A 14,272-nucleotide genomic window follows, 5' to 3' on the forward strand; every position below is an offset into this window, starting at 1 on the left:
TGTGGGAATGGGCGTTAGGCTGGATCGCGCCAGCCGCAACAATGATCGCCGCGATGATGACGGCCGCCAACGCCGGCGCGCGCGTCACGGGCTGGGGCTTCGTCGTGTTTGCAATCGGCTCTGTCGCCTGGAGCTTGACGGCGACCTATACCCATCAGAGCAATCTCCTGCTCACCAACCTTTTCCTTACAGTGATCAACTTGATCGGGGTGTGGCGGTGGTTAGGCAGGCAGGCCAGGCATGAGGACGGAAGCATCAAGGCCGTGTACAAGAGCAGCCAGGCGGGCGACGCGTCCACGCTTTTTTCCGCGTCGGCGGCCGTTGGCGCCAATGTCATAGACGTGAGCGGCGAAAAACTCGGCGTTATCGTTGATCTGATGTTGAAACGCGATCAGCGCGGTCTCGCCTATGTGGTCATCGCGCAATATGGAACGGGCGGCGTCGGTGAGACGCTACGCGCCGTCGATCCGGCGAACATAGAGTTCACAGGCGGTTTTGCGCACAGTAAAATGTCTGGGAAGGAACTCGACGCCCTACCGGCGCTTCAAGCCGATGATTGGCCCAGCGCCTTACCATCTGAGGGGCAGCGAACGAACCCCGGCGTACTGGATTGAAACTGAACATGGCCGACGCTCATGCGCCGGCCATCATTAACCCGCCAAACCTAGTCGCGCGGATAGCTGCCGCCCGAATTCCACATCGCGCCCAGCACGAATCCCGCAGCCACCGCCATGAGCACCGTCGTCGTTGGCTGACTACGCGCCGACGTCTCAATGGCTTGCCTGAAGTTGCCGATCACATCGCCGGCGCGTCCGGCGACTTCGCTGCCCTTCTCCTGCACCGTCGATATCGCCGATCCGGCTTGCTCCATCGTCTGATTGATGCGTTGCCCGACTCTGTCGGCCGCCGCCATTGCTTTGTCGCCCATGACCGCAGCAGTTTCGCTGATCGGGCGGTCCGATTGTCGGATGCGCTCCAGTTCTGGCGTCGCCATTCTTGCCTCCATCCTCGAAATCATTCGAGCCTCGCCTTAACCCGCTGACGTCGTCGTTGTTCCAATGGCGGAAAAGCCAGGACATCGCAGGTCGCGATGGGGCGGATGCGTTCGGCAGACCTCTTTGCTGAGCCTTGGGCGTCGCTGTCCGCATGCCTTTCAGCGAAACGTCTACGGCGGCTTGATTTGAATGATTTACGCTTTATTTCCAAAAAAGTGCTTGCGTTTAGCTGGCGCGTCATACGCATTTCGCGTCGCATGTTAGCGAGCCGGTGAGGAAATCTCGGGATGGCGAACACGGCGATGTGGCGAGTTGACGACGTCGGGGGTTGTGCGATCGAAGATTTCGACCTCTCCATACAGGCTCGCCGGAATTGCGGGACGAGCGAGCTCTACGGCGAAGCGATCCGACGCGGGGAGGGAGTCGCATCCTCGACGGGAGGGCTGGTCGTGGAAACCGGCGCCCACACGGGGCGATCGCCGAATGATAAGTTTATCGTCTGCAACGCTTCGACCGAACCGACGATCTGGTGGGACAACAATCTTTCAATGACGCCAGAGCAATTTGGCCGACTGCGCCAAGACATGCTGACGCACGCGCGTCGAATGACGCTTTTCGCTCAGGATCTCTATGCCTGCGCAGCGCCAGCGCATCGGCTAAATATTCGTGTTTTGACAGAATGCGCGTGGCATTCGCTGTTTGCGCGGCATCTCTTCACTCCGGTTGAGAGCGCGAGCGGTTTCGAGCCGCAACTAACGGTTCTGGACTTGCCTTCATTCCAGGCTGACCCCTCACGCCACGGTTGCCGCTCCAGCACGGTGATCGCTATGGACTTGTCAAGAAGCGTCGTGCTCATCGGCGGCACCCAATATGCGGGAGAGATCAAGAAGTCTATCTTCACCTATCTCAACTATGTTCTGCCCGCGAAGGGCGTGCTGCCGATGCATTGCGCCGTCAATGACGGCGAGGGCGGATCGGCGGTGTTCTTCGGGCTTTCTGGGACAGGCAAGACAACGCTTTCCGCCGATCCGACACGCAGCCTGATTGGCGACGACGAGCATGGCTGGGATGAGAACGGTCTCTTTAACTTTGAAGGCGGCTGTTACGCTAAGGCGATCCGGCTTGCGCAACACTCCGAGCCCGATATCTACGCCGCGTCTCATCGTCGGGGCGCGATCCTCGAGAATGTGTCGTACGATCACGGCGCCGGTCGGTTCGACTTCGACGACGATTCGAAAACCGAAAACACGCGGATCGCTTATCCGCTCGACTTCATCTCCAATGCTTCGAAGACGCGTCGCGCGAGCCATCCCCGGAACATCGTGATGCTGACGTGCGACGCCTTTGGCGTGCTGCCGCCGATCGCGCGTCTCACGCCCGCGCAGGCGATGTATCATTTTCTGTCCGGCTACACCGCCAAAGTCGCGGGGACCGAGCGTGGCGTCAAAGAGCCCCAGGCGACGTTCTCCGCCTGCTTTGGCGCACCCTTCATGCCACGTCGGCCAACGGAATACGCCGACCTGCTGCGCGAATTCATCTGTTCCAGCGAAGCGAACTGCTGGCTGGTGAACACCGGTTGGTCGGGCGGGCCATACGGAATCGGACGTCGAATGCCGATCGCGGCGACGCGCGCCTTGCTTCAGAGCGCTCTCGACGGCTCCCTCGCGCAAGCCGACTTCCGGACGGATCCATCCTTTGGTCTGTGCGTGCCGACTTCTGCGCTGGGCGTCGACTCGAAAATGCTGGATCCTGTCCAGACGTGGTCTTCGCGCGAAGATTTTAACCAGATGGCGAAAAGGCTGATCGGAATGTTCGAGGCCAACTTCAGCCGGTTTGCCCCCTTCGTCGACCAGCAGGTTCTCAACGCCCAGCCGGGCGTCGTCGGATAGCCAGCAAGCGCCTCGCGCCAAACAGGGCCGCGCAAGCGCGCGCCAACTTGAAACTTCGCTGATTCGAGAAATATAGGCTCTATCTTGATGCGCCGTCGGAGGATGCGCATGCGCCATTGGACGCCTACATTTGACTTCGATCTCGGCGATGTGGCCGACCGCGTGCGCAGCGCGACCGAAGCCTTCGCGACGGCGGAAATCGCTCCGCAGGCGCAGCAGATCGATGCCCAAAACGCTTTTCCCCCGGATCTTTGGCCCAAGCTCGGCGCGCTCGGCGCGCTCGGTTTGACCGTGCATGAGCAATATGGCGGCGCGGGCATGGGTTATCTGGAACATGTGCTGGCGATGGAGGAAATCAGCCGCGCCTCAGCGTCGGTCGGATTGTCCTATGGCGCGCACTCCAATCTCTGCGTGAACCAGATCCATCGTAACGGCTCGGACGATCAGAAGCGGCGATATCTACCGAATCTCGTCTCTGGTCGGCATGTCGGCGCGCTGGCGATGTCGGAGCCTGGCGCGGGCTCCGACGTCACCGACATGAGGCTTAGCGCGGTGAAGCGCGGCGATCGGTATGTTCTGAATGGAAGCAAGATGTGGGTGACGAACGGTCCCGACGCCGATGTCGTGATCGTTTACGCCAAAACTGATCCGGGCGCCGGCCCGCATGGCATCACCGCCTTTATAGTCGAGCGCGTCTTTGCCGGATTTTCATCAAGCGCGAAGCTCGACAAGCTTGGCATGCGCGGCTCGAATACCTGCGAACTCGTATTCGAGGACTGCGAGGTTCCCGAAGAAAACGTGCTCGGCCTTCCCGAGCGCGGCGTCAATGTGCTGATGAGTGGCCTGGATTACGAGCGCGCGGTGCTTGCGGGCGGTCCGCTTGGAATCATGCAAGCCTGCATGGATGTCGTGCTTCCCTATGTTCATGAGCGCAAACAGTTCGGTCAGCCGATCGGCGAGTTCGAGCTTATGCAGGGCAAGCTCGCCGACATGTACACGGCGGTCACGGCCACGCGCGCCTATGTCTATGCGGTCGCCAAGGCGTGCGATCGCGGCCGCGTGACGAGGAAGGATGCCGCGAGCGCGATACTTTTCGCCGCCGAGCGCGCGACATGGATGGCGCTTGAATCCATTCAGTGCCTCGGCGGCAACGGTTATATGAACGAATATCCGACGGGAAGATTATTGCGCGACGCCAAGCTTTACGAGATCGGCGCAGGAACAAGCGAAATTCGCCGCATGTTGATTGGGCGCGAACTCTTTCAGGAGACAGCCTGACTTTGGATTAGAGATATGCCCCGCCTCGATAGCCTTGTTAATCCGAAAGACGCCAATTACAGGAATAATCACCAAGTGATGGCCGATCGCGTCGCCCAGCTGAAGCGGATTGCGGCGGATATTCGAGCGGGTGGCGGCGAGCAAGCGCGTAAGCGGCATCTCGCGCGCGGTAAGATGCTCGCGCGTCAGCGCATCGACGCGCTTGTCGATCCCTTCTCGCCCTTTCTCGAAATCGCGCCATTTGCCGCTCACGGCATGTATGACGGGCGTGTCGCGGCGGCCGGAGTCGTCGCCGGCATAGGGCGGGTGTGCGGCCGCGAATGCATGATCGTGGCCAATGATGCGACGGTCAAAGGCGGCGTCTATTTTCCTCTGACAGTGAAGAAGCATCTTCGCGCGCAAGAAATTGCCGCTCAGAACAATTTGCCCTGTCTCTATCTCGTCGATTCGGGCGGCGCCAATCTGACGAGCCAGGAGGATGTTTTTCCCGACCGCGATCATTTCGGCCGTATCTTCTTTAATCAGGCCACGATGTCTTCGCGCGGCATTGCGCAGATCGCCGTCGTCATGGGTTCGTGCACCGCCGGCGGCGCCTATGTTCCGGCGATGAGCGATGAAACGATTATCGTGCGCAACGAAGGTGCGATATTCCTGGCCGGTCCGCCACTCGTCAAAGCGGCGACGGGCGAAATTGTGACCGCCGAGGAGCTCGGCGGCGCCGACGTTCACTGCCGCCGGTCTGGCGTTGCCGATCATTGCGCTGAGAATGACGCGCATGCCCTGCAGATCGCTCGGGAGATCGTCGGCAATCTCGGACCTTCCGGCGCGATAACAGTTCCGGTGAGAAAGTCCGCGGAGCCTTTCTACGATCCCGCCGAGATCTACGGTCTGCTGCCGCAGGACCCCCGCAAGCAGTTCGACATACGGGAGGTGATCGCGCGCCTTGTCGACGCCAGCGAATTCGAAGAATTCCGCAAGCTGTATGGCCCGACGCTCGTGACAGGTTTCGCTCACATCTATGGCTATCCCGTCGGGATCGTGGCCAATAACGGCGTCTTGTTTCCCGAGAGCGCGCAAAAGGGCGCACATTTCATCGAGCTTTGCACGCGACGAAAAATACCGCTGCTCTTTTTGCACAATACGACGGGCTTCATGGTCGGGGCGAAGTACGAAAGCGCCGGCGTCGCCAAGGAAGGTGCGAAGATGGTGACGGCGGTGGCGACGGCCGCGGTGCCGAAGCTTTCGATCATCGTCGGCGGCAGTTTTGGCGCCGGCAATTACGCGATGTGCGGACGCGCCTACTCGCCGCGATTTTTGTGGCTGTGGCCGGGCGCGCGCATCGGCGTCATGGGCGGGGAGCAGGCCGCGAGCGTGCTGACGCGCGTCAAGCGCGAGGCCATGGATAAACAGAAGAAGGTTTTCACGGAAGAAGAGGAAGAAGACTTCGCGCGCCCGATTCGTGAGCAATATGAGCGCCAGAGCCTGCCGCTCTATTCCAGCGCCCGGCTCTGGGACGACGGCGTCATCGACCCACTCGACACGAGACGGATTGTCGGTTTGGCGCTATCCTTCGCGCTGAGGGCGCCGATCGAAGAAACGCGCTTTGGCCTGTTTCGCATGTGAGCCATGTTCTATGACGACTTTGCTGCAATCGGTTGACGCAATTGGCGTCGCGACTTTGACGCTGAACCGTCCAGACAAGCGCAATGCGCTCGACTATGAGCTTATTGGCTCTCTGAAGGAAGCGCTTATAGAATTGGATGCGCGAGCCGACGTCCGCGTCATTACGCTTGAGGGTGCGGGAGACTATTTTTGCGCCGGCGGCGACATCGGCTCGATGATCCGCGTCACGCAGCGTTCATCGAGCGCCAATGAGCAGGACGCTTTGGCGCTCGCCCGAATGCTGCACGCTCTGGACACAGTGTCAAAGCCGACGATCGCCTTGGCCAAAGGCGTCGTCGTTGGCGGAGGCGTCGGCCTGCTTGCGTGTTGCGATATCGTCGTCGCCGCCGCCGACGCGTCATTCTCGCTCAATGAGGTGCGTCTGGGACTGCTTCCGGCGGTCGTCGCGCCGTTCCTCATCCGGGCCATAGGCGTGCGGCAGCTGCGCCGATATGCTTTGACGGCGGAACGATTTTCCGCCGCCGAGGCGCAGATGTTGGGTCTCGTCCACCGTGTGGCGCCAAGGCTCGAGGTCAATTTGGCGCATGCGGCGATCGTCGCGGACGTGTTGCGCGGCGCGCCTGGCGCGCAGGCGGATGTGAAGAGCTTCTTCGCGGAATGCCACGGCCACGGGGTGGACGCTGAACTCTTGCGGGAGGCCGCGCATCGACTCGCCGCAAGGCGATCGAGCGCGGAGGCGCAGGAAGGTCTTTCCGCCTTTCTTGAAAAGCGAGCGCCACTCTGGATCGCGGCCGATTGAGATGATGCGCAAGCTCCTCATCGCCAACCGCGGCGAGATCGCTTGTCGAATCATGCGAACCGCGAAAAGATTGGGCGTCACGTCGGTCGCCGTCTATTCCGAAGTCGACGCGCAGGCGCTGCATGTCGAACTGGCGGATGAAGCCTATCTTCTCGGACCCGCGCCGGCGCGCGACAGCTATCTGTCGATCGGGAAGATCATCGAAAATGCGCATCGTTCCGGGTCGGACGCCATACATCCGGGCTACGGATTCCTGGCCGAGAACGCCGACTTCGCCGAAGCCTGTGCGGCGAACGGTCTGATCTTCGTCGGGCCTCCGCCCCATGCGATGCGGCTTCTTGGCTCCAAGAGCGAGGCCAAGGCCGCGATGATGCGGGCAGGGGTGCCTGTGGCGCCGGGGTCATCCGGGGGCGAAGACGCTGAATTGTTCGAAGCGGCGCGCGCCATCGGCCTTCCATTGCTCGTGAAGGCGTCCGCCGGCGGCGGCGGCAGGGGCATGCGCATCGTGCGCGCGCCGGGAGAATTGTCATCGGCGATCGAAAGCGCGCGGCGTGAAGCGCGCGCCGCCTTCGGCGATGACACGCTGTTCATCGAGAAATATTTCTCCGGCTATAAGCACGTCGAAATCCAGATTTTCGCGGACTCCCACGGCAACGTCGTTTCTTTCCTTGAGCGCGACTGTTCGATGCAGCGCCGCCACCAAAAGATCATTGAAGAGACGCCTGCGCCCGGTCTGACGCCCTCGTTACGCGCGCAGATGAGCGAGGCGGCGATCCGCGCCGCGCATGCGGCGGGCTACACCGGCGCAGGCACGGTCGAATTTCTTGTCGGAGAAGACCACTTCTATTTTCTCGAAATGAACACGCGGCTTCAGGTCGAACATCCGGTCACCGAGATGGTCTCGAAGCAGGACCTCGTCGAATGGCAGCTGCGCGTCGCCTGTGGCGCGCCGCTCCCCTTGACGCAGGACGATCTGAGGATGAGCGGCTGCGCAATTGAAGCGCGGATCTGCGCGGAAGATCCTGCTCGCGGGTTCATGCCGTCGGTTGGCGAGATCGACCATTTCCGGGCGCCGCGGGAAGCGCCTTTCTTGCGCATCGACTCGGGCGTTCGCGCCGGCGATCGCGTCACGCCTTACTATGATTCGCTCCTGGCGAAACTCATCGTCTTTGGCGAAAGCCGCGAGCAGGCGTTGCGTCGCCTGCAGGGGGGACTAGACGAGGTCGAGATCGTTGGCGTCGCCACAAACCTCGATCTGCTGCGGGCGATCTCCAAGAGCGACCGGATGGCGGACGGAGATTACGACACGGAATACGTCGGGAACACTATCGCTATGCTGACTTGCGCCGCGGCTCCGAGCACGGATACGGATCGCGTCCTTCTAGCGGCGGCGAGTGCGGTCTTCCTGGCCAACGCTCGGCGCGCGGCGTTTGAAGCGAGTCGAGCGGTCGGCGACGAATGGTCGCCCTGGGCCGGAACGGACGCATGGCGGCTCTATGAGTGTGCCGATCATGAACTCAGGGTTACGCAGGCGGGCCGGACGCTTGCTGCAAAAATCATGCGGCCGCAGGACGGCGGGTTCCTGCTGAGCTTTGGCGACGCCGTCACAGCGGTGGAGGTTCAAAGCGTCGGCGGTCGCCTCTCGCTGCTGGTGGACGGGGTTAAGCACGAGGTCTCAACAGTCGCCCTGGACGACGGCGTCGTCGTCATTCTTGGCGGCAGGAACTATGTCATCAACTGGGTGGAAGCGGCGAGCTCATCGCAAGGCGAAGGACCATTGAATGAGCGCGTGCTGGCCCCGATGCCGGCGACCGTCACGCGAGTCGCGGTGAAGTCTGGCGACGCCGTCAGCAAGGGCGAGACCCTCTTGGTTCTGGAGGCGATGAAAATGGAGATCCCTCTTGCTGCGCCGCATGACGGCGTGGTGGAGAGCGTCGCCTGCGCAGTGGGCGACATGGCGATCGAGGGCGCGGAACTCGTCACGATCCTGCGAAAGGACATGGCATGAGCCTTCCTGCGCGCGTCAGCATCGTCGAAGTCGGTCCTCGCGACGGCCTGCAGAATGAGACGTTGACGCTGTCGCCGCAGACCCGGGCCGAACTCATCAGCCGTCTTGCGGCCGCGGGGCTATCGCGCATCGAGGCCGGAAGTTTCGTCTCCCCTACGGCCGTGCCGCAGATGGCGCACACGGATGAGACTCTTGCGCTTACGCCAAGGCAAAATGTGCGGCTGAGCGTGCTGGTTCCAAACCTGCGCGGACTCGCGGCGGCGCTTGCGGCCGGGGCGGACGAGATCGCCGTGTTCGCTGCGGCGTCGGAGACGTTTTCAAAGCGCAATATCAATTGCTCGATCGAGGAAAGTCTCACGCGATACGCCAAAGTCGTCGCGGAAGCCCGGCGATACGGCATCATGGCCCGCGGCTATATTTCCTGCGTCTTGGGCTGTCCTTACGAAGGAGATGTCGATAGCGGCCGAGTAGTGTCAGTCGCCTCCGCTCTTCTGGAAATGGGATGCTTCGAGGTCTCGCTCGGCGATACGATCGGCGTCGGCGCGCCGCTGCCCGCCCGCCGAATGGTCGAAAGAGTGGCGCGCGTCGCGCCGCTCGACAAAATCGCGGTGCATTTTCACGACACCTACGGACAGGCGCTCGCTAATATTTTCGCGTGCCTCGAAGCCGGCGTCAGCGTTGTCGATAGTTCGGTCGCCGGCCTTGGCGGATGTCCTTTCGCGCCTGGCGCCGCCGGAAATGTCGCGACCGAGGATGTCGTCTACATGCTTCAGCGAATGGACGTCGAAACTGGCGTGTCGCTCGACCGCCTTTTGGAGGCGGGGGCCTTCGCCTGCCGCGAATTGAAGCGCGCGCCGGCGAGCCGCGTGGCGCAAGCCTATGCCGCCAAGTGCGGCGGTCGGGCCGAGGCGCCTTTGGGAGGCTGACTTGTCAAAAAGCTTCGCCGCGACAGATTAACGTCAACAATTGCGGTGAATGGCCGAATGTCGTCCTATTTCGAATTGAGCGCCGAGCAAGAAGCCATTCGTGAGATGGCGCGAGACTTCGGACGCGATCGCCTTGCGCCCTTTGCTCTCGATTGGGACCGCGAGCATGTCTTCCCGGTCGACACGCTGCGCGAAGCGGCGGCGCTCGGCATGGCGGCGATCTTTGTGCGAGAGGCGTCCGGCGGCGCCGGGCTGACGCGATTGGATGGCGTGCTGATCTTCGAGGCGCTCGCAATGGGTTGCCCCACGATCGCTGCTTATCTCTCGATTCACAATATGTGCGCGGGCCTGATCGACGCTTTCGGAACCGAGCGCCAGATCGACGCATGGCTGCCAAGGCTCGCGACGATGGAGGTTCTCTCGAGCTACTGCCTGACGGAATCGGGCAGCGGTTCGGACGCTGCGGCGCTACGCACGCAGGCGCGGCGCAGCGGCGATCACTACGTCTTGAATGGCGCGAAACAGTTCATCTCAGGCGCCGGCGCGGGCGGCGCCGACCATCTCTACGTGGTCATGGCGCGCACCGGCGAGCCGGGGCCCCAGGGCATATCGGCCTTCGTCGTCGAGGGTGGCGCCCCGGGCCTAAGTTTTGGCGCGCTCGAGCGAAAAATGGGATGGAACGCGCAGCCGACGCGGGCGGTCATCTTCGATGACTGCCGCGTGCCGGCCGAAAATCTCATCGGACGAGAGGGCGACGGATTCAAGATCGCCATGGCGGCGCTCGATGGCGGGCGTCTGAACATCGCAGCCTGTTCGCTTGGCGGGGCGCAATCGGCCTTCGACCATAGTCTACGCTACATGGCGAGCCGCAAGGCGTTCGGACGCGCGCTCGACGAATTTCAGGCGCTGCAGTTTCGGCTCGCGGATATGGCCACACAGCTTGAAGTCTCGCGCACATTCCTTTGGCGCGCGGCGGCGGCGCTTGACGTCAAGGCGCCCGACGCCACGACGCTATGCGCGATGGCCAAGCGCGTCGTGACCGACGCCGGCTTCGCGGTCGCCAATGAGGCGCTACAATTGCATGGCGGCTATGGATATCTCAGCGAATACGGGGTCGAGAAGATTGTTCGCGATCTGCGCGTCCATCAGATTCTCGAAGGAACGAATGAAATCATGCGCGTCATCATCGCGCGCTCATTGCTGAAGTGAGCTGATGGATCTCATCGCTTCGCGCGAGGGCCGTCTCGGACGCATCCTCCTCAACAGACCACAGGCGCTTAACACGCTGACGCTGGCGATGGTGCGCGAGTTCCGGCGCGCGCTTGACGACTTTGGGCGCGACGCGAGCATTTGCGCCGTGCTCGTCACGGGCGCCGGCGATCGCGGTCTGTGCGCCGGCGGCGACGTGAGGAGTCTCTATGAGCTGGAGCCCTCGCAAAAACGGCTTTTCGCCGACTTTTGGCGCGAGGAATATGAGCTGAACGCCCGCATCGCCTCCTTTCCCAAACCCTATGTCGTGATCATGGACGGCATCGTGATGGGTGGCGGCGTAGGCATATCTGCGCATGGCAATCGGAGAGTGGTCACGGAGCGAAGCCGCGTCGCGATGCCGGAGGTCGGCATCGGATTCTTTCCTGATGTGGGCGCGACCTGGCTTCTTTCGGGCGCGCGCGAAATCGGCGCCTATCTGGCGCTTTCGGCGACGTCGGTGGCGGCGGCGGATGCGATAGAGGCCGGTCTTGCGGATGTTCTAATTCATGTGGAGGACATTTCGCCGCTGATCGACAGGCTGGTGACGATAGGCGCCGCCGAAGACGTCGATGTTGCGTTGCGGCGCCTCGCCCGCCACCCAGGGAGCGGCCGACTCTCGCTGCACAGGCCATTGCTCGCTGCAGCGACGGCGCATGAGAACGTCGCAGACGTGGTCGCCGCCTTCGAGCGCGAAGGATCGGAATTCTCCTTGCGCGCGGCGGAGGACATCAGGGCGAAGTCGCCGACGGCGCTGAAAGTGACGCGCGCTTTGCTTCTGCGCGCCGCGGGAGCGGCTGACGTCGAGACGTGTCTGACGAATGAATTCAAGGCGGCGTGCCGCGTGTTGGCGACCCACGATCTTTATGAAGGCATCCGCGCCGCGATCATCGACAAGGACCGGCGCCCGAGATGGTCGCCGGACAGGCTTGACGCTGTGAGCGACGAGACCGTCGAGGGCATTCTCGCCGGGGACGACACGCAGCTCCCGGCGTTCAAAAGCTGGGATTCATCCCCATATTTTGCTTGGAGGGGCTAGCTCGCCAGCCGATGAGGAGATTGTCATGAGCGCTGCCGCACCGGTCGCCATCGTCGGCGCCGCGCGCACCCCGATCGGCGCATTTCTGGGAGAATTGAAGGACGTCTCCGCGCCGCAGCTCGGCGCGCACGCCATCGAGGCGGCCGTGACTCGCGCCGGACTGGCGCCGAATGACATAGATGAAGTCGTCATGGGCTGCGTCCTTTCCGCGGGCCTCGGCCAGGCCCCGGCGCGGCAGGCGGCGCTTGGCGCCGGGCTGCCGGAGGCGACGGGCGCGGTCACCATCAACAAGATGTGTGGCTCTGGCATGAAGGCGGTGATGCTCGCGAGCGACCAGCTCGCCGTTGGAGGCGCGCGGGTCGCGGTCGCCGGCGGCATGGAGAGCATGAGCAATGCGCCTTATCTGCTCGATCGCGCGCGCACCGGTTATCGAATGGGGCACCGCAAGGTCCTCGATCACATGTTTCTGGATGGGCTAGAGGACGCCTACGAAAAGGGTCGGCTGATGGGCTCCTTCGCGGAGGATTGCGCGACGGAATATCAATTTACCCGCGAGATGCAGGACCACTATGCGTCGACGTCGCTGGCGCGCGCGCAACGCGCAACGAGCGACGACTCTTTCGCGCAGGAGATCGCGCCAATAACGCTGGGAAAAGGCGCCAACGCGCGCGCCATCGCCAGCGACGAGCTGCCCGGCAAGGCCAAGGCGCAGGATATCGCGCGCCTCAAGCCGGCCTTCAGGGAGGACGGCACGATCACCGCCGCCAACGCCAGCGCGATATCGGACGGCGCGGCGGCGCTCGCCCTGATGCGCGTCGACGAGGCCGAGCGCGCCGGCGCGACGCCGCTCGCGATCATTCGCGGCTATGTCACGGTCGCGGGCGCGCCGAGCCGCTTTTCCGTCATGCCGATCGAAGCGATCCGCAAACTCCTGGACCGGGTGGGCTGGGCGGCGAACGACGTCGACCTCTTTGAGATCAATGAGGCGTTCGCCGTCGTCGCCATGGCGGCGATGCGCGAACTGGACTTGCCGCATGAGAAGGTCAATGTCCGTGGCGGCGCCTGCGCGCTTGGCCATCCGATCGGCGCGTCTGGCGCACGAATCATCGTCACGCTTCTTGCCGCTCTTGAGGCTAAGGGCCTAAAAAGGGGCGTGGCGGCGCTCTGCATCGGCGGCGGAGAAGCGACCGCGATGGCGATCGAGCGGCTGGGCTAGCCCCAGCGCCTCAGTTGCATGATCTTGCGCAGCCGGTCGGTCGAAAGTTCCATCGCGGCGTCGATAGGAGAAACGCTCTCGGCGCGCGACCGCTCCAGCGTGAGCCGCGTGTTCCGGCCGATTTTTTCCTCTATCGCCGCGAAGGCCGCCGCTTCGCCGCCGCCGCTGTATTCAATGCTCGCGCAGATCACGCCGCCGGCGTTGGCGATGAAATCCGGGACGCTGACGATACCCCGCGCGAACATCATGCGCTCCGCCTCGGCGGTGGCGGGAATATTCGCGCCCTGCACCACCAATTTACAGTCGAGCATGTCGACATTGTCGGCGCGCAGCACGTCGGGGCGCGCAGCTGGAATGAAGATCTCGCAAGGCAAGGCGATGAGCGACTCAGGGTCGACGGCGCGCGCGCGCTCCAGCTCGCCGACGCTCTGGCCCTGGCGCTTCAACGCGGCGAGCGCCTCGATATCGAGCCCATCCTCGTCAGCCATCGCGCCGCGGCTGTCGGATACGCCGACCATTCGTGCGCCTTTGCTGGCCAGAAACCGCGCAGCATGTATGCCCACGGCGCCAAACCCCTGCACGACGATGCGCGCTCCCCGTAGAGAAACATTGGCGAAGGGCGCCGCTGCGCACGCGGCGATCATGACGCCAAAACCCGTGGCTCCGATTTCATCGAGAGGAATGCCGCCAATCTCCGCCGGGAGACCGACCGAGCGGCCGATTTCGTCATGCACCCAGGCCATCGCCGTCTCGTCCGTGCCCATGTCGGGTCCGGGAATATAGTCGACGAGCTGCTCAATGGATTTGGCGAACACGCGAATGAGCCGTTCTTTGTCGGCCTGCGCCATGTCGGGATCGCCGAAAATCACGGATTTTGCGCCGCCATGGGGCAATCCGCAGGCCGCATTCTTCAAGGTCATCGCCCGGGCGAGTCGGAAGCACTCCGTGACGCTGACGTCCGGCGCCATGCGCGTGCCGCCGATGGCGGGACCTGCGGCGACATTATCGATGACGACGACGGCGCGTAGTTTGACCGAGGGCGACCAGATATGGACGATCTTCGCGGGGCCAAATTCGTCTCGAAATGAGAAGGGATCGATTTCCGATTTGGCGGGCATGATCGGTAAATTGGACAACCGGCCATACAGTCAAGCCCGCAGTCGAGCCCCTTTTCCTGCGCTGCGGCGCCGGGAAATCGCCAAAAAAAATGTCGCAGAGCCGTGACGTCGCCTATCGCCGCGCTACTTCGCT

General features: G+C 62.8%; 12 protein-coding genes. 10 read left to right on the top strand and 2 right to left on the bottom strand.

The window, feature by feature from the left end; translation table 11 throughout:
- Window positions 1-53 precede the first annotated feature (53 nt).
- Complete coding sequence (locus tag ACR65W_RS14705) at window positions 54-614, top strand: PRC-barrel domain-containing protein (RefSeq protein WP_434498901.1); 561 nt, start codon at window positions 54-56, stop codon at window positions 612-614.
- Between the two features lie 50 nt (window positions 615-664).
- Here ACR65W_RS14705 and ACR65W_RS14710 read toward each other — a convergent pair whose 3' ends face one another.
- A complete protein-coding gene (locus ACR65W_RS14710) occupies window positions 665-994 on the bottom strand; it encodes a hypothetical protein (RefSeq protein WP_434498900.1) in 330 nt (109 codons plus the stop codon).
- A 288-nt stretch (window positions 995-1,282) separates the two neighbouring features.
- Here ACR65W_RS14710 and ACR65W_RS14715 point away from each other — a divergent pair, with 288 nt between their 5' ends.
- The 9 genes from ACR65W_RS14715 (at window position 1,283) to ACR65W_RS14755 (ending at window position 13,021) form a co-directional block, all read left to right on the top strand.
- A complete protein-coding gene (locus ACR65W_RS14715; RefSeq protein WP_434498899.1) occupies window positions 1,283-2,884 on the top strand; it encodes a phosphoenolpyruvate carboxykinase in 1,602 nt (533 codons plus the stop codon).
- Window positions 2,885-2,992: 108 nt separating this feature from the next.
- The gene (locus tag ACR65W_RS14720) at window positions 2,993-4,162 is read left to right on the top strand and encodes an isovaleryl-CoA dehydrogenase (protein WP_434498898.1); all 1,170 of its coding nucleotides are present in this window, start codon (window positions 2,993-2,995) and stop codon (window positions 4,160-4,162) included.
- Window positions 4,163-4,177: 15 nt separating this feature from the next.
- On the top strand, window positions 4,178-5,785 hold the full coding sequence (locus ACR65W_RS14725) for a carboxyl transferase domain-containing protein (RefSeq protein WP_434498897.1): 1,608 nt from the start codon (window positions 4,178-4,180) through the stop codon (window positions 5,783-5,785).
- A 10-nt stretch (window positions 5,786-5,795) separates the two neighbouring features.
- Entirely contained in the window at window positions 5,796-6,584 is a 789-nt protein-coding gene (locus tag ACR65W_RS14730; RefSeq protein ID WP_434498896.1) for an enoyl-CoA hydratase-related protein, read from the top strand.
- Window position 6,585: 1 nt separating this feature from the next.
- Window positions 6,586-8,592 (top strand): acetyl/propionyl/methylcrotonyl-CoA carboxylase subunit alpha, encoded by a 2,007-nt coding sequence (locus ACR65W_RS14735; protein ID WP_434498895.1) that lies wholly within the window; start codon window positions 6,586-6,588, stop codon window positions 8,590-8,592.
- A complete protein-coding gene (locus tag ACR65W_RS14740; RefSeq protein WP_434502777.1) occupies window positions 8,589-9,518 on the top strand; it encodes a hydroxymethylglutaryl-CoA lyase in 930 nt (309 codons plus the stop codon). The genes ACR65W_RS14735 and ACR65W_RS14740 overlap by 4 nt, the downstream gene beginning before the upstream one ends.
- A 57-nt stretch (window positions 9,519-9,575) precedes the next feature.
- The gene (locus ACR65W_RS14745; protein WP_434500464.1) at window positions 9,576-10,727 is read left to right on the top strand and encodes an acyl-CoA dehydrogenase family protein; all 1,152 of its coding nucleotides are present in this window, start codon (window positions 9,576-9,578) and stop codon (window positions 10,725-10,727) included.
- Between the two features lie 4 nt (window positions 10,728-10,731).
- Window positions 10,732-11,805: a 3-hydroxyisobutyryl-CoA hydrolase gene (locus ACR65W_RS14750; RefSeq protein ID WP_434500465.1), complete on the top strand. Its 1,074-nt coding sequence runs from the start codon at window positions 10,732-10,734 to the stop codon at window positions 11,803-11,805.
- 25 nt (window positions 11,806-11,830) lie between these two features.
- Window positions 11,831-13,021 carry an acetyl-CoA C-acyltransferase gene (locus ACR65W_RS14755; protein WP_434500466.1) on the top strand — a complete coding sequence of 397 codons (1,191 nt, stop codon included), beginning with the start codon at window positions 11,831-11,833 and terminating at the stop codon, window positions 13,019-13,021.
- On the opposite strand, the gene ACR65W_RS14760 is transcribed toward ACR65W_RS14755, so the two are convergent.
- Entirely contained in the window at window positions 13,018-14,139 is a 1,122-nt protein-coding gene (locus ACR65W_RS14760; RefSeq protein ID WP_434500467.1) for a Glu/Leu/Phe/Val family dehydrogenase, read from the bottom strand. The two genes, ACR65W_RS14755 and ACR65W_RS14760, sit on opposite strands and share 4 nt — an antisense overlap.
- Between the last annotated feature and the right edge of the window lie 133 nt (window positions 14,140-14,272).

The organism is Methylocystis sp. (assembly GCF_051062815.1).
Lineage (GTDB): Bacteria > Pseudomonadota > Alphaproteobacteria > Rhizobiales > Beijerinckiaceae > Methylocystis.